Annotated in this window: 17 protein-coding genes and 2 pseudogenes; 7 read left to right on the forward strand and 12 right to left on the reverse strand. The window is 59.2% G+C overall.

The annotated features are described in order from the left end of the window. Window positions 1–127 precede the first annotated feature (127 nt). Window positions 128–982 (forward strand): Tim44 domain-containing protein, encoded by an 855-nt coding sequence (locus AC3B5Q_RS25685; protein WP_021785292.1) that lies wholly within the window; start codon window positions 128–130, stop codon window positions 980–982. Window positions 983–1,095: 113 nt separating this feature from the next. Next, window positions 1,096–1,503 (forward strand): SMI1/KNR4 family protein, encoded by a 408-nt coding sequence (locus tag AC3B5Q_RS25690; RefSeq protein ID WP_003253266.1) that lies wholly within the window; start codon window positions 1,096–1,098, stop codon window positions 1,501–1,503. 154 nt (window positions 1,504–1,657) lie between these two features. Here the strand turns inward: AC3B5Q_RS25690 and AC3B5Q_RS25695 are convergent, their stop codons facing one another. Continuing rightward, entirely contained in the window at window positions 1,658–3,418 is a 1,761-nt protein-coding gene (locus AC3B5Q_RS25695) for a cation:proton antiporter (RefSeq protein WP_021785293.1), read from the reverse strand. 339 nt (window positions 3,419–3,757) lie between these two features. Between AC3B5Q_RS25695 and AC3B5Q_RS25700 the strand changes: the two genes are divergently transcribed. After that, on the forward strand, window positions 3,758–4,243 hold the full coding sequence (locus AC3B5Q_RS25700) for an acyl-CoA thioesterase (protein WP_021785294.1): 486 nt from the start codon (window positions 3,758–3,760) through the stop codon (window positions 4,241–4,243). Here the strand turns inward: AC3B5Q_RS25700 and pdxY are convergent. Continuing rightward, on the reverse strand, window positions 4,240–5,112 hold the full coding sequence (gene pdxY / locus AC3B5Q_RS25705; protein ID WP_003253261.1) for a pyridoxal kinase PdxY: 873 nt from the start codon (window positions 5,110–5,112) through the stop codon (window positions 4,240–4,242). The two genes, AC3B5Q_RS25700 and pdxY, sit on opposite strands and share 4 nt — an antisense overlap. A gap of 120 nt (window positions 5,113–5,232) precedes the next feature. On the opposite strand from pdxY, the gene AC3B5Q_RS25710 reads away from it, so the two are divergent. After that, on the forward strand, window positions 5,233–5,625 hold the full coding sequence (locus AC3B5Q_RS25710; protein ID WP_003253259.1) for a DUF3301 domain-containing protein: 393 nt from the start codon (window positions 5,233–5,235) through the stop codon (window positions 5,623–5,625). Here the strand turns inward: AC3B5Q_RS25710 and AC3B5Q_RS25715 are convergent, their stop codons facing one another. The 3 genes from AC3B5Q_RS25715 to zigA are packed head-to-tail and all read right to left on the reverse strand — an operon-like array spanning window position 5,626 to window position 8,469. Next, the gene (locus tag AC3B5Q_RS25715; protein WP_392520301.1) at window positions 5,626–6,597 is read right to left on the reverse strand and encodes a CobW family GTP-binding protein; all 972 of its coding nucleotides are present in this window, start codon (window positions 6,595–6,597) and stop codon (window positions 5,626–5,628) included. Between the two features lie 40 nt (window positions 6,598–6,637). Continuing rightward, the gene (locus tag AC3B5Q_RS25720) at window positions 6,638–7,264 is read right to left on the reverse strand and encodes a DUF1826 domain-containing protein (RefSeq protein WP_275966565.1); all 627 of its coding nucleotides are present in this window, start codon (window positions 7,262–7,264) and stop codon (window positions 6,638–6,640) included. Continuing rightward, window positions 7,261–8,469, reverse strand: a complete 1,209-nt coding sequence (zigA, locus tag AC3B5Q_RS25725; RefSeq protein ID WP_028697460.1) for a zinc metallochaperone GTPase ZigA — start codon at window positions 8,467–8,469, stop codon at window positions 7,261–7,263. Before zigA ends, AC3B5Q_RS25720 begins: the two co-directional genes overlap by 4 nt. Window positions 8,470–8,583: 114 nt before the next feature. Between zigA and AC3B5Q_RS25730 the strand changes: the two genes are divergently transcribed. Further along, window positions 8,584–8,964 (forward strand): hypothetical protein, encoded by a 381-nt coding sequence (locus AC3B5Q_RS25730; protein ID WP_021785298.1) that lies wholly within the window; start codon window positions 8,584–8,586, stop codon window positions 8,962–8,964. A gap of 271 nt (window positions 8,965–9,235) precedes the next feature. Here AC3B5Q_RS25730 and AC3B5Q_RS25735 read toward each other — a convergent pair whose 3' ends face one another. Further along, window positions 9,236–9,763: a DUF3617 domain-containing protein gene (locus tag AC3B5Q_RS25735; RefSeq protein WP_021785299.1), complete on the reverse strand. Its 528-nt coding sequence runs from the start codon at window positions 9,761–9,763 to the stop codon at window positions 9,236–9,238. A gap of 132 nt (window positions 9,764–9,895) precedes the next feature. Between AC3B5Q_RS25735 and cls the strand changes: the two genes are divergently transcribed. After that, on the forward strand, window positions 9,896–11,335 hold the full coding sequence (gene cls, locus AC3B5Q_RS25740; RefSeq protein ID WP_275966566.1) for a cardiolipin synthase: 1,440 nt from the start codon (window positions 9,896–9,898) through the stop codon (window positions 11,333–11,335). An 83-nt stretch (window positions 11,336–11,418) separates the two neighbouring features. Here cls and cfaB read toward each other — a convergent pair whose 3' ends face one another. Continuing rightward, the gene (gene cfaB, locus AC3B5Q_RS25745; protein ID WP_021785301.1) at window positions 11,419–12,603 is read right to left on the reverse strand and encodes a C17 cyclopropane fatty acid synthase CfaB; all 1,185 of its coding nucleotides are present in this window, start codon (window positions 12,601–12,603) and stop codon (window positions 11,419–11,421) included. Between the two features lie 208 nt (window positions 12,604–12,811). On the opposite strand from cfaB, the gene lpdA reads away from it, so the two are divergent. Beyond that, window positions 12,812–14,212 (forward strand): dihydrolipoyl dehydrogenase, encoded by a 1,401-nt coding sequence (gene lpdA, locus AC3B5Q_RS25750; RefSeq protein ID WP_274102390.1) that lies wholly within the window; start codon window positions 12,812–12,814, stop codon window positions 14,210–14,212. A 111-nt stretch (window positions 14,213–14,323) separates the two neighbouring features. On the opposite strand, the pseudogene AC3B5Q_RS25755 reads toward lpdA, so the two are convergent. The 5 genes and pseudogenes from AC3B5Q_RS25755 to AC3B5Q_RS25775 all read right to left on the reverse strand — a co-directional run. Beyond that, a pseudogene (locus AC3B5Q_RS25755) lies at window positions 14,324–14,524 on the reverse strand (transketolase family protein); the annotation flags it as partial. Continuing rightward, window positions 14,509–14,742: pseudogene (locus AC3B5Q_RS25760) on the reverse strand (GABA permease); the annotation flags it as partial. The pseudogenes AC3B5Q_RS25755 and AC3B5Q_RS25760, both read right to left, overlap by 16 nt. Window positions 14,743–14,889: 147 nt before the next feature. Then, on the reverse strand, window positions 14,890–16,047 hold the full coding sequence (locus tag AC3B5Q_RS25765) for an MFS transporter (RefSeq protein ID WP_014861159.1): 1,158 nt from the start codon (window positions 16,045–16,047) through the stop codon (window positions 14,890–14,892). A 30-nt stretch (window positions 16,048–16,077) separates the two neighbouring features. Next, window positions 16,078–16,449: a EutQ-related cupin domain-containing protein gene (locus tag AC3B5Q_RS25770; RefSeq protein WP_003253236.1), complete on the reverse strand. Its 372-nt coding sequence runs from the start codon at window positions 16,447–16,449 to the stop codon at window positions 16,078–16,080. Beyond that, on the reverse strand, window positions 16,446–17,774 hold the full coding sequence (locus AC3B5Q_RS25775) for an NAD(P)/FAD-dependent oxidoreductase (protein WP_003253234.1): 1,329 nt from the start codon (window positions 17,772–17,774) through the stop codon (window positions 16,446–16,448). Before AC3B5Q_RS25775 ends, AC3B5Q_RS25770 begins: the two co-directional genes overlap by 4 nt. Between the last annotated feature and the right edge of the window lie 9 nt (window positions 17,775–17,783).

Consider the following 17,783-nt stretch of genomic DNA (forward strand, 5'->3'; position numbering starts at 1 on the left):
CACAAGGGTCGGGCCTGCCAACTTTGTAACATCAGGCAAAAGCTCGAAACACTATGTCGCTGGTCATGTGCCTGGGAACCTGTGCACCATGACGCGCGTGCAATCCACAACAGGGGATATCCCACTTATGCAACGTTTTCTTAGCATCGCACTGGCGCTCTGCGTCGGCCTGACGCTGAGCCTGGACGCCAGCGCCAAGCGTTTCGGCGGCGGCAAGAGCTCGGGCTCCGCGCCTATCCACCAGACCCGCCAGGCTACGCCAACCACGCCTGCAGCCGCGCCGACCGCACCTGGCCGTGCACCGGCTGCCGCAAGCGGTGCTTCGCGCTGGTTGGGCCCACTGGCCGGCCTCGCCGCCGGTGGCCTGCTGGCTTCCATGTTCATGGGCGACGGTTTCGAAGGCTTCCAGATCATGGACTTCCTGATCGTGGCGCTCATCGCCTTCCTCGTGTTCCGCTTCATCGCCGCGCGCCGCCGCCAGCAGCAGCCACAAATGGCCATGCCGGGCCATGCGCCGATGCAGCGTGAGGCTCACGCTCAGCCTGCGCAACCGTCGATTTTCGGTGGTTCGGCCGCACCTGCTGCCGCAGCAGCCCCGGTGATCAACGCGCCGGCCTGGTTCAACGAGCAGAGCTTCCTGGCTGCAGCCCGTAGCCATTTCCAGTCGCTGCAGCAGCACTGGGATGCCAACGAAATGGACAAGATCAGCGAGTTCGTTACCCCGCAAATGCTCGAGTTCCTCAAGCGTGAGCGTGCTGAACTGGGTGATGGCTTCCAGTCTACCTACATCGATAACCTGGAAGTGCAGCTGGACGGTGTCGATGATCGCGCCGACCGCACCGACGCTACCCTGACCTTCCGTGGCGTGTCGAAGAATTCGCGCTTCGACCAGGGCGAAGTGTTCAGCGAAAGCTGGCACATGGTTCGCGCCCAAGGCGAGAACCAGCCTTGGCTGGTAGCCGGTATCCGTCAAAACGGCTAATCGCTGCGTGCTAAACAGAGAACCCCGGGCTTGCCCGGGGTTTTTGCTTTTGCCAAAGTGGGCTACTAGGGTATAAGGCGCAGCGTTGTCATCTAGGTTAGAGGAAGTGAACCGTGGAAGAAGTGATCGAACAACTCCGTGAAGCGAATGAGCCGGTACCGGTGCCCTTGGAGCTTCCCGACGAAGACCAACTGGTAGAGATCGAAGAGCAGCTGTTCATCAATATTCCATTCGTGTTCAAAGAGTTTCTGCTGACCGTAAGTGATGTGGTTTACGGCTCCCTTGAGCCTGTTACCGTCACTGATCCGCAGTCGCACACCTACCTGCCAGATGTGGCATCCAATGCCTGGGATGCCGGCGTACCGCGTGACCTGATTCCGCTGTGCCAGGACGGCGACAATTACTATTGCGTCGAAGAAGACGGCACCGTGGTGCTGTGGGATGCCGAAGAGGAAATTGTCGGCGAAGACAGCTGGGAATCGGTGTGGCACTGGGCGCGAGATGTTTGGCTGGAGAGCTGATCGCTAGAGCCTATAGAGAAGCTCGCGATCTGAGGCAGGAAAAATGACGTCTTAGCGCGTCAAGGTCGTTAAATCGCCAGGCTTTCCACGCCTGGCGACATCGCTATAGCCCATCTTCTCGGCGAACGGGAGATCTTGCCTCGGGCGCAACCCCTCAGTGCGAGTTTTCGCGACTGTTCTCCAGCGTCTCCAACAACGCGATCTGCATGCGCGTGTGCACGCGGATGAACCAGCGCCACAACAACGCCACCACCACCGCAGCCACCACGGCAATCACCAGCAGCAATTCGCTGGTGGGCAGAATGCTGGCGGACAATGCCGACAGCAGCAGGAAAATCACCAGCAGCGACAACAGCGGGATCACTTCGGCGATCACACGGCGCACGCGCTGGGTATGTCGCCCGGCCATTTCCGGCTTCACGCCCATCTCTGCCAGTAGCATCGAGAGTGCCTTTAGCTTGCGGTACGCGGCGATCAGGAAAGGCAGTGACAGCAGCAATGCAGCCCCCCAAATGATGGCCTTCTGCTGGCTTACATCGCTGACCCACTCACTGAGCCAATTGCCGATACGCCCTGCAAAGTAGCCGCCACTGAAGAAGATGGCGATCACCAGCGCCAGGTTCACCCCAACCTGCAACAGGATGCGCCGGATCATCGCCGCCAGCATGGCACTCTCGCCCTGCGGCTGGATGTTGCGCAACCACTCACCATACAACGACAGCACGCGCGCGAGGCGGGCGGGCACCACATTGCCCAGTTTCTGCGACAACGGGTCAGCCGCGCGGATCAGGTAGGGTGTCAGCAACGTAGTGATTGCCGATACTGCCACCGCCACCGGGTAAAGGAAGTCGCTGGTCACCTGCAGGGTCATGCCCAGCGCGGCAATGATGAAGGAGAACTCGCCGATCTGCGAAAGCCCCATGCCAACACGCAGTGACGTGCGCCCATCATTGCCAGCAATGAACGCCCCCATGCCACAAGACAGCATCTTGCCCAGTACTACCGCCAACGTAATGACCACGATCGGCCAGGCATAGTCGAGGAGCACCTGAGGGTCAATCATCAGACCAATGGCGACGAAGAAGATGGCGCTGAAAAGGTCGCGTACAGGCTCGATCAAGCGTTCAATTTTCAATAGCTGCCGTGATTCGGCCATGATCGCGCCAATCAGGAAAGCGCCTAGCACCATGCTGTATTCCAGCTTCACTACCAGCAGGCAGAAGCCGAAACACAGGCCCAGAACGGTGATCAGCAACATTTCGTTGCTTTCGAACCTGGCGACGTAGGCCAATAACCGCGGCACCAGCAAAATACCGATGACCAGGGCGACGATCATGAACAGCGACAGTTTGCCGACAGTGGAGAACACCTCACCCGAGCTGACCGTGCCGCTGACCGCGATACCTGACAGCAGGGCAATGATACCGATGCCAAGAATGTCCTCGACGATCAACACGCCAAAAATCAGCTGGGCAAAGCGCTCGTTCTTCATCTTCAAGTCGTTGAGCGCCTTGACGATGATGGTGGTGGAGGAAATGGCCAGGATGGCGCCCAGGAACAGTGAATCCATGGTGCTCCAGCCAAACCAGCGGCCAATCTCGAAGCCGATCCAGATCATCAGGACGATTTCCAGGAACGCTGCGATGAACGCCGTGGCGCCAACCTTGAACAACTTGCGCAGGCTGAACTCGAGCCCCAGACAGAACATGAGGAATATCACGCCCAGTTCAGCGAGGATCTTGATGGTTTCTTCGTCATGAATAAGGCCGAATGGGGGAGTATGTGGGCCAATGATGAAGCCGGCGACAATGTAGCCCAGCACCACCGGCTGCTTCAGGCGGTGAAAAAGAATGGTGACGACGCCAGCGATCAGCATGATGACTGCCAGGTCCTGGATGAAGCTGATGGCATGCATGGCGTGATACTCCTTATCTCGTCTTTTTATGGATGCCTGGTCAGACCGCTCCTGCCGAGGCAACCCTGAGCGAGCAGCAAGTACATACTGTATTGAATGCAGCGACGCCCATGTTGCATGGGCGCACTCAGGTTAACATCGCACTCCGCCGCTAAAAGTCGGTGCAATATGCAGAAACAGATCGGCTGGAAAAGCGCTCGTGATGGCATGATCAGCGTGACGACAGCGCGCCAGCCAACGTCCCGTATCAGCAAGGCAAGTTCAAAGAGGGGAACAGAAGTGTCAGCAGATAACGCCCTCCATTCGCCCGATTCAGCGCAACCTCACCGTGAGCACACTATGGAACCTGGAAACGCCCAGCTGAGCATGACCGTCCTGATGACCCCGGACATGGCCAACTTTTCTGGCAACGTACATGGCGGCACCCTGCTCAAGTACCTCGACGAAGTGGCTTATGCATGCGCCAGCCGTTATGCCGGCAGCTATGTGGTGACCCTGTCGGTCGACCAGGTGATCTTCCGTGAACCCGTACATGTGGGTGAACTGGTGACCTTCCTGGCGTCAGTCAACTACACCGGCAACACTTCGATGGAAGTTGGCATCAAAGTTGTGACCGAGAACATTCGCGAGCGCTCGGTGCGCCATTCCAACAGCTGCTTCTTCACCATGGTCGCGGTCGATGACAACCGCCGCCCGGTGCCGGTGCCGCCGCGCCAGCCGTACAGCAGCGAAGAAAAACGCCGCTTCCTGCAGGGCCAGCAGCGCCGGCAGATCCGCCAGGAACTGGAAAAGCGCTACCAGGACCTGAAAACCGACGCCATTTAAAGCGCCAGCAACTGCGCCTCGAAGCGCACCCGTGGGTGCGCAATGCGGTCCTGGGCCCGTACCAGCTGCAATTCGTAGCTGGCGCAGGCCTGGGTTTCCAGCAGCACTTCATGCACTGCCGCAGCGGTGAACTCGAATGCCTGCACCCAGCTGTCGCCAAGCAGCACGCGGGCCAGGAACAGGCCTGAGGTCAGGTCACCCACCCCAACCGGCTGACGCGGGAACGCCAGCAGCGGGCGGCGCAGGTGCCAGCTGTGCTCGGCGGTCACCAGCAACATTTCGAACTGCTCTTCGGCCCGCCCGGGGTACGCCAGGTGCTTGACCAGTACAACCTGCGGCCCACGCTGCAGCAGGCTACGCGCCATGTTCACGCAATCCTCCAGCGACTGGGCGCGGCGCCCACAGAAGCTGTCCAGCTCCAGCTGGTTGGGGCACAGGATGTCCGCCGTGGCTGCCGCCTCGTCAAGCAGGAACTCACTGACTTCCGGCGGCACGATGCAGCCTTTTTCCGGGTGCCCCATGACCGGGTCGCACAGGTACAAGGCTTTTGGGTTTACCGCCTTGATCCGCTCGACGCCGGCCAGGATCGCTCGCCCTTGTTCGGCGCTGCCCAAATAGCCGGAAAGCACTGCATCGCAGTGGCCCAGCTCACCGATGTTGGAAATGCCTTCCACCAACGCAGGAATTTGCGCTGGCGCAAGCACTTCACCCGCCCACTGGCCATACTGTGTGTGATTGGAGAACTGCACGGTATTGAGTGGCCAGGCATTGACCCCGATACGCTGCATGGGGAATACCGCGGCGCTGTTGCCGGCGTGGCCGAACACCACGTGGGACTGAATGGCGAGCAGGTGCGGGGTACGTTTCATGCGGGAGGTTTCCAAAGCTGTTTCAAGGATTGTGCGCAGCGCAGTATGAACTCGATTGCTACCTGTACGACAGGCCAGGAACGCAGTTAAGCTGGATCTACCTGTTTGGAGCATATGCAAATGTTGACCCTGGAGAACCTCTTCGTCCTGATGCTGGTAGCCACGGCAGGCGCTTGGTTGTGGCACAACCATGGGTTGCGTGAAAAGGCCCTGGAACGGGTCAAACAGCATTGCGCCAAACTCGACCTGGAGTTGCTTGACGATGCCGTAGCGCTCAAACGCATCGCCTTTGTCCGGGATGCCAATGGCCGAAAGCGCCTGGCACGCGTCTATGCCTTCGAGTTCACCGTCACGGGTGAGCAACGTCACCCCGGCACCGCGACCCAGTTCGGCGCCCACAGTGTGCAGATCGAACTGGCGCCCTACCCGTTCGAAATCAAGACCCCACCACGCGCCGACAACGTCATAGAGATGCAGCAATGGCGCCAGGAACACAACCGCTGGCGCAACTGATCAACTGACGCGACATTCATTCAACCCGGCTTGCAACGCGGGTTGCGGTTGCGGCTGATCGAAAATCAGCTCGATACGGCTGTCCCTGCGCCAGTCGCTGGGCTGCCAAGCGGGCATATCCCCATTCAGCCCATTGAATGACCACCAGCCTTCCATGCTGTGGATAACGCCCTTCGCCCGTCGCCATGGCCATGCACATAAGAAAGCCTTTAGCCGCTGTGGATAAAACTGTTGGCCAGGGTGCCATCGCCAGCCAATACTCCAACCGCCCTCCCCTTGCTGGACAAGGCAAATCGGCTGACTGGGGTCAGCCCACAGTGCTGCTGGGGCGATTGCAGGATTGTCGACAATCCTGCTTTTCAAAAACGGGCTGTCAACAATCTGTGGAGGCACCGTCGGGAGGCCGGCCAAAGGCAGCTGCCCTTGCACGGTCCACATGATCCTCTTTTCTTTAAATTTATTACTTATCAACAATTTATGTATTTCATCCACAGCCTCTGACTTATTAAAAACCACGCTTTCAGAGGCGTTGAAAGCCTGCTGTTGAGCCTCTGGAAGCGGCTCGTTTCGAGCCATGGCTTGGGCATCCACAACCATCAGAAGTGGTTGAATTGTCAGCACTCCAACCCAAGGCGCCTGTTGCAACTGAGCCTGCAGCTGCAACGGATGGCCCAGGCCGGAAGGTTCGATAAACAGCCGGTCAGGCCGGGATTTGCGCAGTAAACGGCCGAGGCCGACCTGAAACGGCATACCGTTGACGCAGCACAGGCATCCGCCCGCCACCTCGCCGATGGCGATGCCGTCTTCGTCACGGCTGAGCAAGGCTGCATCCAGGCCGACCAGGCCGAACTCGTTGATCAATACCGCCCAGCGCTCGTTTGCAGGGCGCTGGGCCAGCAAGTTACGGATCAAAGTGGTCTTACCAGCACCCAGCGGGCCAGCAATTACATGGGTGGGAATGTTCTGCAACATGGCGTGGCTTCAGGCGGCGGTGATGCCTCACTATGCGCTGTCAGGCCAGCCAGTCAAGGCTGAGCAGCAAACGCCCCTGCTGTGCCGAAGGCGACCGATGAACCAGGCCTGCCCCTTCATTACCCCGCCATTTTTCGCCTTTAAGTATCGCCACCTCGCCGGCTTGCAGGTGCTGGATGTTATCCACAGATGGCTGAGCTGTGTGTAACTCACTACGACAGCTATCCTGCTCTTGCAACCACTCGCTACCTGGGCCGACGTAAGTGGTGAGCAGGCGCAATGGCACGTTATCCACATGGAAACGCGGGCACATCGGAGCGTTCAGAACGCGCAAGCGCAAACCGATCCGTCGGGCGCCAACCAGACAGGTATAAGCCGCCACCAACCAGGTCACATCAGCAACGAAAGCTTCATATCCATGCAAATCCGCCGCTTCACGCAGCAGATCTGGCAATACCGGCTTCTGCTCCTCGTCCACATCGATCACCCGCTGATCAGCCAAGGGCTGGCCAAGGCTGATCACCAATGCTGCAAAGTCCTCCAACTGTGGAGGCAAGCGCCGCCGCCATACGGCCAGATTCACGCCATCCTGCAGCACTCCGGCCAGCACCTGGGGCGTCTCGCCAAACACCTGAAAGATATCCACAGGCCGGTGCGCCAGGTTCATGCTGCCGCCTCCTCATGCCATGGGCCAAATGGATCAGGTAGGCGCAACCAGCCCATGTGGCCCAAGTCCATTTCTTGATCCGTCAACAGGCATGCATCGAGGGCTGTGGATAATTTTTCGAAGTCGATATTCTGCCCGATAAACACCAACTCCTGGCGGCAGTCACCAGTCTCAGCGGTCCAGTGTTTCAAGATCGCGGTCGTGTTATCCACATCCTGTGGCCACTGCTCGCGTGGCACGAAGCGCCACCAGCGGCCAGCCAGACCCTGTCGCATCATGCCGCCCGCTTGCGACCAGCTGCCAGCTTCCTGATATTTGCTGGCCAACCAGAAAAAGCCTTTGGAACGCAGCAGCCGTCCGTTGCTCCAGTCCGTGTGGATAAAGTCGTAAAAGCGCTGTGGATGAAGCGGCCGTCGAGCCTGCCAGGTCATGGCCGCGATACCGTACTCTTCGGTTTCTGGCACATGCTCACCGCGCAGCTCCTGCAACCAGCCTGGTGCTTGGGCCGCCTGATCGAAGTCGAACAGCCCGGTGTCGAGGATACGTGCCAGCGGCACTTGGCCCATGACCATGGGTACGATCTGCGCCCGGGCATTGAGGCTGCGCAAAATGGCGATGAGTTCGTCGCGCTCATGTTGGCTGATCAGGTCGATCTTGCTCAGCAGCAGCACATCTGCGAACTCGACCTGCTCGATCAGCAAATCACTGATCGACCGCTCGTCTTCTTCGCCCAACGTTTCACCGCGGCTGGCCAGGCTGTCTGCTGCCTGATAGTCGCGCAGGAAGTTCAAGCCATCGACCACGGTGACCATGGTGTCCAGCCGCGCCATATCAGACAGGCTACGGCCTTGTTCGTCGCGGAAAGTGAAGGTCTCGGCCACTGGCAATGGCTCAGAGATACCGGTGGACTCGATCAGCAAATAATCGAAACGCCCTTCTTCGGCCAGCCGCGCAACCTCCTCAAGCAGGTCTTCGCGCAACGTGCAGCAAATGCAGCCGTTGCTCATCTCGACCAGTTTCTCTTCAGCGCGGTTGAGGCTGACATTGCGCTGCACCTCGCTGGCATCGATGTTGATTTCACTCATATCGTTGACGATAACCGCGACCCGAAGGTTGTCGCGGTTGCGCAGCACATGGTTGAGCAGCGTGCTCTTGCCGGCGCCGAGAAAGCCGGACAGCACGGTGACGGGGAGACGATTGGACATGGCGAACCTCTTCAGGCAGACGCATTCGAAACGATGCATTGCATAATGTTATAAGATAACAATACACTTTCGCCAAGTGGTTCTCGACGGACGAGTGCTCACAGGGGATGAAAAATGAATCTGCCACGCGTCATGGCATTGTTGTTGCTCACCATGCCCGCCTCGCTGTTGGCCATGCCGCAAGGCAGTAAATTGGCCCTCTGTACGCGAAGCGCGACGCTACTCGCCTGCCAGGACGGCAAAGGCAACTACTACAGCGTGCGCACCGAAGGCAGCACCTTCTACCTTCGCGGCTACGACTTCACCAGCCGCCGACTGTGGGCACAAACCAACAGCCGCTATGGCACGTTGACTTTTTTTACCGGCTTGGCCAGTGATGGTGAGACCTGGGTGGGTTACAGCCGTCGCGTAGGCTGGACCACCTTGAACCGCGTATCCAGTTCCAGCGGGGAGCGCTTCAAGGTGCATTGCAGCTTGATCGAGGGTTGCCGTTGACGCCTTCTTTTGTTTGGAAGGCTTTTCCTCTGCTGCCTATTTGCACGTCAGCTTCGAGCGCTTGCTGAAAACGCCGGCCTTGATCAGCTCTCCGTCAGGCCGAAAAGCTAAGCCGCAACCACATCGAGGCAAGGACCGAAAATGAAATGTTCCACGTGGAACTATTCGTTTCCCGACCGACTCCTGGAACTACCCAGGCTCGGCTGCTCGAACGACAGCAGAGGCCTGCATGCCCACGACGGGGTTGCCACCAGCCATTGGTAATGGAACTTCAGCTGCGCGGTTTGACCGCCCCGCAGTCATTGCCTAACCACACCGCACGCGTGTTCATGCTGCCTTGCTGCTGCACACCCGAAGCGTTGAACGTGCCACTGACCTGGGTGGTGAATTCCCGATCACTGAGGAATGTAGCCTGACCACTTCCCTGCGCCTTCGGGCAGCTGAACTGGAACTTCCAAACGTTACCGGTACGGTCGGTAATCTTCTGCGTGCAGCCCGATTGCGGGTCTTGCAGAGGAATGTCATTCGTTGCCACCTGTTCTGGTGTCAGGCACGAACGCACACCCTTGCCACCTACACTGACCCCTTGTTTGGCCAACACCCCTTCCATCATTGCGCGCTGCTCGGGCGGCAGGTTTTTCAACTGGCCGAGCATGAATTCCATGTCGGGTAGCGGTTTGCCATCGACCTGCATGTTGCTGGTGGTCAGCTCCCACAAACCCGGTTGCAGCATCTGGGCTTGCACCAGCGGACTGCTCATGCCTAGGGCCAACGCCAACAGTGGCAGACGAATCTTCATGGATGAACGCTCCTGGAAAAAAGCCGGTCAAACGGGCCGGACTGAGCCTTAGACGCCAAATCCACCTGCAGGTTGCAGGCGGACCGGGAACGTGTTCTGTTACCTCAAGTGTACTCGGCAAGCAGGATGCATATGGATTACCACAGCCCCTACTTCTTTGGTTACCTACTCGGCCTGATCCACCTGCTGGGTATGGTCGCCGCACTGCATGCGCTATTCACGGTGCGGACAGCTCAGGGGGCCATTGCGTGGGCGATGCCCTTGCTCTTCATACCCTACCTCACCTTGATCCCCTACCTGATTTTCGGAGCCCGATCGTTCTATGCCTACATCAAGGCACGGCGCCAGGCCAACCAGGAAATGCACGTGGCCATGGCCAACCTCAACTGGCGGCCCTGGGTTGAAGAAGCCCTTACCGCCCGCGAGTCCGAAAGCTACACAGCCTTGCGCGCCATGCCCAAGCTGGGTCGCATGCCATGCCTGGCAAATAACCAGGTAAAACTGCTGATCAATGGCAAGGCCACCTTCGATGCCATCTTCGCAGCCATCGAAAAAGCACGCGATGTGGTACTGGTGCAGTTCTTCATCATTCATGACGACAATCTCGGCAAGGCACTGCAGCAACTCTTGCTACGCAAAGCCGCCGAAGGCGTGCAGGTGTTCGTGCTGTACGACCGTGTCGGTAGCCACGCCCTGCCGGCCAGCTTCAGCCAGGTGCTGCGTGACGGTGGTGTGCAGATCCATGCATTCGCCACCCGTCGCGGCTGGTTCAACCGCTTTCAGGTGAACTTCCGCAACCATCGCAAGATTGTGGTGGTGGATGGCTTGCTCGGCTTCATCGGCGGTCACAATGTGGGAGACGAGTATCTGGGTGAACATCCACAGCTTTCCCCCTGGCGTGACACCCACGTACAGATCAGCGGGCCGGTACTGGCCTGCTTGCAAGAATCTTTTGCCGAGGACTGGTACTGGGCCACGCGCCAGCTACCGCCGCTGATCCTGCCCGATACGTACCCGGATAACGGCGTACTGTGTCAGGCCTTGGCCAGCGGCCCGGCAGACCCACAAGAAACCTGCTCGCTGTTCTTCCTTGAAGCGATTCATTCGGCCACCCGCAGGGTGTGGATCACCAGCCCCTACTTCATCCCTGACGAGGCCGTGTTCGCCGCCTTGCGGCTGGCGGTGCTACGGGGAGTCGATGTGCGGGTGCTGATCCCGTCACGGCCTGACCACCGCATCGTCTACGCCGCCTCCAGCCTGTTTGCCTTCGAAGCGGTGCGCGCGGGGGTACGTATGTTCCGTTACCAACCCGGGTTTCTGCATCAGAAGGTGGTACTGGTGGATGACGACATCAGCGCCATTGGGAGCGCCAACCTGGACAACCGCTCGTTCCGCCTGAACTTCGAGATTACCCTGCTGACAGTCGATCGCGGCTTCGCCGACCAGGTCGAGCACATGCTCCAAGAAGACTTCGAACAAGCGCGGGAAATTACTGCAGAAGACACCCAGGACACCCATCGACTACAGCAATTGGGGATGCGGATTGCGCGACTGATATCGCCGATTCTTTAGGGTGAGCACACCCGTTGAAAGCGGCCTTTTCGCGAAAAAGGCCGCTCCTGCAAAGCCATATCAGGGCTGTGACGCTTACGATTTCAGCGGTACAAGTCTTCCCGCGTCCAAGGCAGGTCATGATGCCCGTCGGCGTATGGCTTCACTGCCAATATCTGGTGCAGGTTGATCCAGCCCTTCTGAAAGGCGTAGGCACACCCGGCCAAGTACAAACGCCAGATCCGCAGAGTCTTCTCAGGCACCAGCGCTGCTGCCTTGTGCAACTGGTTCTCCAGGTTCTCGCTCCAGTGGTGCAAGGTTTTAGCGTAGTGCAGGCGCAGGCTCTCCACGTCCACTACCTCCAGCCCGGCTTCACAGATACTGGCGCTGATCATCGACAGGTGCGGCAGTTCGCCGTGGGGGAATACATAGCGATCGATGAACTCACCCGCCCCGCGCCCGACCGGTCGGCCATCGACGTGCTTGGCAGTGATGCCGTGGTTCATCACCAGTCCCCCTTCCCTCACCGCCCCGAACAGCTTCTGGCAGTACAGCGCCAGGTTGGCATGCCCGACATGCTCGAACATACCCACGCTGACAACCTTGTCGAAGCGACCATCCTGGGGCAGATCGCGGTAGTCGAGAATCTGCAGGTCGACCTTGTCAGCAAGCCCTTCCGCTTGCACACGCTTGCGGCCTAACTTCAATTGCTCCTTGCTCAGGGTAATGCCGAACACCTTGGCGCCATACTCACGGGCAGCGAACCGCGCCAGCCCACCCCAGCCACAGCCGACATCGAGCAGGTAGTCACCAGCATCCAGACGAAGCTTGCGGCACAGGTGGTCGAACTTGTCCTGCTGCGCCTGGTCGAGCGTATTGTCCGGCTCGCGGAAGTAGGCGCAAGAATAGGCCATGTCCTGGTCCAGCCAAAGCTGGTAGAAGGCGTTGGACACGTCATAGTGGTAAGAGATCGCTTTGGCGTCGGTGCTCTTGTCATGAGACAAACGTTGCGGTGGCGTTTCATCCTCATCCGCCAGCAGCGCTTCACTCAGCTCGTCGCACACGCGGATGGCCTCACCGATATCGCCTTCAAGCTCCAGCTTGCCTTCGACGAATGCAGTGCCCAGCTGGTCCATGCTTGGGTGGGTCAACTGGCTGATCAGCTGCGGTTCCTTGACCAGAATGGTGACCTGAGGACTAGGCCCAAGATCAAAATGGTTGCCGTCCCACAGCTTCAGCCTCAGCGGCAGATGCAAGCTCTGCAATGCAGGTGGAAGTTGAGCAAGCATGAAACACCCCTCCTGTCCGTAATTGGCCACGACGCCTAATATTTCGAACGTCATCGGATCAGAGTAGTTCATCTGTAGGATGTTTCCTCTAAGCAAGACCATGGTCTAGAACCAACTGATCTTATCCACACAGCAGATTGTATACAATTTCCGCATCTCAGCTTAACCTTGTGCCCCTCTCGCGCTTCTACATCCTGGAGTTGAACCCATGAAAGTCTATGACGTGGTGATCATCGGCGGTGGCCCTGGCGGCTACAACGCAGCCATCCGTGCTGGCCAGTTGGGCCTGAGCGTTGCCTGCGTGGAAGGCCGCTCGACCTTAGGCGGTACCTGCCTGAACGTCGGCTGCATGCCATCCAAGGCACTGCTGCATGCTTCGGAACTTTACGAAGCGGCCAGCGGTGACGAGTTCGCCCACCTCGGTATCGAAGTCAAGCCTACCCTCAACCTCGCCCAGATGATGAAACAGAAGGATGAGAGCGTGGCAGGCCTGACCAAGGGCATCGAATACCTGTTTCGCAAGAACAAGGTCGAGTGGATCAAAGGCTGGGGCCGCCTGGATGGCATCGGCAAGGTCGTGGTCAAGGCCGAAGACGGCAGCGAAACAGCGTTGCAGGCCAAGGACATCGTCATTGCCACCGGCTCTGAGCCCACCCCTCTGCCAGGTGTGACCGTCGACAACCAGCGCATCATTGACTCGACCGGCGCGCTGTCGCTGCCGCAAGTGCCCAAGCACCTGGTCGTCATCGGTGCTGGCGTGATCGGTCTTGAGCTGGGTTCAGTCTGGCGCCGCCTGGGTAGCCAGGTCACCGTCATCGAATACCTGGACCGCATTTGCCCAGGCACTGACACGGAAACCGCCAAGGCCCTGCAGAAGGCTCTAGCCAAGCAAGGCATGGTGTTCAAGCTGGGCAGTAAAGTGACTCAGGCTACCGCAGGTGCAGATGGCGTCAGCCTGACGCTGGAGCCTGCCGCCGGGGGTACCGCAGAATCGCTGCAAGCCGATTACGTGTTGGTGGCTATCGGCCGCCGCCCTTATACCAAAGGGCTGAACCTGGAAAGCGTAGGCCTGGAAGCCGACAAGCGCGGCATGCTCGGCAATGAGCACCACCGTACCTCAGTACCAGGTGTCTGGGTAATTGGCGACGTCACTTCCGGCCCGATGCTGGCGCACAAGGCCGAAGACGAAGCGGTGGCCTGTATCGAACGCATCGCCGGCAAGCCCCACGAGGTCAACTACAACCTCATCCCTGGCGTGATCTATACCCGCCCAGAGATGGCCACCGTGGGCAAGACTGAAGAGCAGCTCAAGGCCGAAGGGCGTGCCTACAAGGTTGGCAAGTTCCCCTTCACCGCCAACAGCCGTGCCAAGATCAACCACGAGACCGAAGGATTCGCCAAGGTCATCGCCGATGCCGAAACCGATGAAGTACTGGGTGTGCACCTGGTGGGCCCAAGCGTCAGCGAGATGATTGGTGAGTTCTGCGTGGCTATGGAGTTCTCGGCCTCGGCAGAAGATATCGCCCTCACCTGCCACCCGCACCCGACACGCTCCGAGGCCCTGCGCCAGGCGGCGATGAATGTGGATGGCATGGCCATGCAAATCTGACGAGTCTCATTCGCTGCCTCAGGCCATGCCCTTGCCTTCGGCATTCGCTTGGCGGGCATACAGGGATAGAGCCGCCTTTAATTCCGGCCGGCTCTATCTTCAGGTATCAAGTCACAGCCAAGCCTTGATCTGCGCGCTCACTGCGTCGGTGGAGATACCGTAGCGGTCATGCCGCGTCGGCAAGGCGCCGGCATCGAGGAAGGCATCGGGCAAGGCGATCTGGCGGAATGTCGGCGTTACCCCGTTGCGCAGCAGCAGTCCCGCCACCGCTTCGCCCAGGCCGCCGATGATCGAATGGTTTTCGGCGGTGACACTGCCATCTCGCCAAGCATTCGCATTACCAGCACCATCAGAGCGCCAGCAAGCGCATAGGCAATGATTGCTGCCGGACCTGCCGCAGCGATCGCTTGTTCGGACCCTACGAACAAAGCCGCGCCGATCACACCGGCAATCGACAACATGGTCACATGTCGAGGCTTGAATCCCTGAGCCAACTGATCGCTGGCTTTCCCAGACGTCGTCATAGTCATTATGGTCCCTGCTTTTGCTCTTGTTATGGGTAGGGTGCAGTGCCAGGGGCACTTCACCGCTTAACCATAGAGAGCGAAAACAGGGCTCAATTGACTGGTTCGGACATCAAATGGAGTGAGGCGGACATATCCCTGGGCTCCGACGTTTCATGACAACCTTGCCAATGACACATCAACGCCGGATTTATTCCTTATAAAGCAAACAACCATAGCCGTTACACCAATGCCGAACAGATACAGTGCTTGTGGACCGGCATGCTCCATCATCGCCCCTGCAACCAGCGGGCCGATGGTCGCGCCGATACCAAAGGTCATCAGCAGCACTCCGGCCAGCGATACACGCAGTTCCGGCTCTAGGTTGTCATTGGCATGGGCAACGCCCAGCGGATACAAACAGAACTGCAAGAAGCCGATGGCAGCCCCGGCCAACATGATCCACAGCTGCCCTGATGCCAGCCCGAAGGCCAGCGGCAAATAGGCTATGCACAGCAATGCAGCGGTAGCGCGGATCAAGGTGATGCGGGAAATATGATCCGACAGTTTACCCAGCGGTAGTTGTGCTAGAAGCCCGGCGGCAATGCTGACAGCCATGAACTGCCCGACCTGCGCCGGACTAAAGCCCAGTTGCGCAGCAAAGATCGGCGTCAGCCCATACAGGCAACCGTTCAGCAATCCCGAGGCAAGAATCGTGAACAACGATTGAGGAAGTCTACGCAGGTACAGCAAGGGTTTGATCCGGGCCTGGTTGATGTTGCTCGGCTGGGTACCGTTGTGCAGAGCCACGGGGATCAAACCAATGGCAAAAGCCATGGCCACGCCCGTCAACGCCAAGGTGTGCAGCCCATCTCCCAGACTGAGCATCAATTGCCCTAGCATCATGCCGACATAGCTGGCCACCATGTACAGCGACATGGCGCCGCCTCGCCGGCTGACCGGTGCGCAGTCGTTGAGCCAGCTCTCGATGACCATCAATTGGCCCATCATTGCAGCACCAACGACAAATCGCAGGGCAAGCCACAGCAGTAAGCCATCACTGAGCTGGTGCGAGAGCACCGCAGTGACAATCACCCCGGCGCTCACCACAAAGGCCCGAGCATGGCCGACCAGGCCAATCAGCCAATAACCGGAGCGGGCTCCCAACACCATGCCCAGCGCGTTGGCGGCCATAAGCGCACCACCCCATACCTGCGCCACACCGGAAGCATTCAGGCGCAGGGCCAGGTAGGTCATCAGCAGGCTGGAACCCAGCTGCATCAACAAGGCAGCGACATAAATCGTGCCGAACCGTTTGGATAATGCGAACAATTGGATTCCCCAGACCAGGGTGGTCGGTAGTCAGGCAAGGCCGTGGCGCTGTTTCCAATCACCCGGGTACACCACATAACCGAACAGCGCGTGGCCTGCGTACACCAGCTCCGTGCCTTCGGGAATCCACAGCACCTGACCTGGCGACACGCGGTACACCTCGCCGTTGGCCTGGAGTTCAAAACAGCCCTCAATGACAAAAATCACTTCGTCATAGAGCACCGTCCAGGCCACTTCAGCACCTTCCCAGCGGGCAAAGCCGATACCCAGGTTGGGCGACACCTCATTACTGACAGCACGCGCTACCGAGGCGCCGCCAGGCGGCCCGCCCCGGTGGACAAAGTCCAGGTTCCGGTGGTCGACCAGACGCACCGGGCCTTTTCCGCTGAGTGTGCGGGTCATACTTCGCTCCTACTGTTGAACGCGGCCCAGCGGATCCGGGCCCGCACCCCCATACCCAAGAACGGCTCAGGCGGGTTACGGGAGGGCAGGCCAGTCACTGCGCGGATGTCACTCAATTGCTGGGAGTCCGCCCCCACCGCCATGTCTGCCAGGAGCGTTCCGGAAATGGTGCCCCAGGCCGCGCCCACGCCGTTGTCGCAGGCGGTGGCGTAAACACCCTGATCGAGTTGGCCGAAATAGTTGGTAAAGTTTCGTGAGATCGCATAGACCCCACCCCAGGTATGGGTAAACGGCACTTGGGCCAGTTGCGGATAGCGCGCCTCGAAGGCCTTGCGATGGTCATCGCGAATCTTGTTGCGGGTAGCATCGGTTACGCTGCGACCGTAGCGAGGGACATGCTTGTAGGTATTGCGGATGATCAGGCGCCGGTCCTGGGTCATTCGTACGGTGGTACCGGCGTGGTCGGCAGGGGTGAGGCCCCAGTCGGCCTGGGCACCAACCGTCGCCATCTCGACGTCGCTCAGTGGGCGCGTCCAACTGGCGAAGGTCATCACCGGCAGGAGTCGGTTGCGCAAGTAGCCGAACTCCTGGGTGAAGATGCTCGTGCCCAGCAATACCTGCGGGCTCCGGATCAGCCCGTTGTCGCCCCGCACCAGCCACGTGCCGCAGGGGTCTTTCTGGAGTGTGCGGATTGGCGACTCTTCAAGCACTTCGACGTTGCCGGGAAGCGAATTACCCAGGCCACGTACCAGGGCAGCAGGCTGCATCAGGTAGCAACCGGGGGTGTAGATGGCGCGGCTGTAGTAGCGGCTACCGAGTACACCGGCTAGTTCGTCACGCCCAACCACGCGATAGGGCTCACCTAGGTCGGCCATCAGTTTTTCAAAGTGATCCAGATAACCCTGGCCACGTTCTCCCACCGCGCCCTGGTATTTTCCCGCATGGGACCACTGGCATTCGATGCCGTGACGGCCGATCAATGTTTGCAGTTGATCGATGGCTGAGCGGTTTAGGCCCAAGAGCCGTTGTTTATGCTGAGGATCGGGATGTTCGAGGGCGAATTTGTGCGGCAGGTCGATGACGAAACCCGAGTTGCGCCCGGAGGCGCCGTAGGCGATTCGCTGGGCATCTACCAAAACAATGCGCGACTGCGGCAGGTGCTCGGCCAGGCGCCGTGCGGCGGCAAGCCCAGCAAAGCCAGCACCTATCACCACATAATCGGCGTTATGTTCGCCACTTAGGCGCTTGCTCGGCGCCTGTTCAGGCAGCGCGGCATACCAGCCGCAATTGCGGTCATCATGAGGCAGATTGACGATACTGTTCATGGTTCAGCC

The sequence above is a fragment of the Pseudomonas sp. D5(2026) genome, from assembly GCF_057766845.1.

What these genes read in the sequence shown, in the direction of transcription:
- AC3B5Q_RS25685 (WP_021785292.1), top strand. Translation starts at nt 128, where the DNA reads ATGCAACGTTTTCTTAGCATCGCACTGGCGCTCTGCGTCGGCCTGACG.
- AC3B5Q_RS25695 (WP_021785293.1), bottom strand. Translation starts at nt 3,418, where the DNA reads ATGCATGCCATCAGCTTCATCCAGGACCTGGCAGTCATCATGCTGATC.
- AC3B5Q_RS25700 (WP_021785294.1), top strand. Translation starts at nt 3,758, where the DNA reads ATGGAACCTGGAAACGCCCAGCTGAGCATGACCGTCCTGATGACCCCG.
- pdxY (WP_003253261.1), bottom strand. Translation starts at nt 5,112, where the DNA reads ATGAAACGTACCCCGCACCTGCTCGCCATTCAGTCCCACGTGGTGTTC.
- AC3B5Q_RS25710 (WP_003253259.1), top strand. Translation starts at nt 5,233, where the DNA reads ATGTTGACCCTGGAGAACCTCTTCGTCCTGATGCTGGTAGCCACGGCA.
- AC3B5Q_RS25715 (WP_392520301.1), bottom strand. Translation starts at nt 6,597, where the DNA reads ATGTTGCAGAACATTCCCACCCATGTAATTGCTGGCCCGCTGGGTGCT.
- AC3B5Q_RS25720 (WP_275966565.1), bottom strand. Translation starts at nt 7,264, where the DNA reads ATGAACCTGGCGCACCGGCCTGTGGATATCTTTCAGGTGTTTGGCGAG.
- zigA (WP_028697460.1), bottom strand. Translation starts at nt 8,469, where the DNA reads ATGTCCAATCGTCTCCCCGTCACCGTGCTGTCCGGCTTTCTCGGCGCC.
- AC3B5Q_RS25730 (WP_021785298.1), top strand. Translation starts at nt 8,584, where the DNA reads ATGAATCTGCCACGCGTCATGGCATTGTTGTTGCTCACCATGCCCGCC.
- AC3B5Q_RS25735 (WP_021785299.1), bottom strand. Translation starts at nt 9,763, where the DNA reads ATGAAGATTCGTCTGCCACTGTTGGCGTTGGCCCTAGGCATGAGCAGT.
- cls (WP_275966566.1), top strand. Translation starts at nt 9,896, where the DNA reads ATGGATTACCACAGCCCCTACTTCTTTGGTTACCTACTCGGCCTGATC.
- cfaB (WP_021785301.1), bottom strand. Translation starts at nt 12,603, where the DNA reads ATGCTTGCTCAACTTCCACCTGCATTGCAGAGCTTGCATCTGCCGCTG.
- lpdA (WP_274102390.1), top strand. Translation starts at nt 12,812, where the DNA reads ATGAAAGTCTATGACGTGGTGATCATCGGCGGTGGCCCTGGCGGCTAC.
- AC3B5Q_RS25770 (WP_003253236.1), bottom strand. Translation starts at nt 16,449, where the DNA reads ATGACCCGCACACTCAGCGGAAAAGGCCCGGTGCGTCTGGTCGACCAC.
- AC3B5Q_RS25775 (WP_003253234.1), bottom strand. Translation starts at nt 17,774, where the DNA reads ATGAACAGTATCGTCAATCTGCCTCATGATGACCGCAATTGCGGCTGG.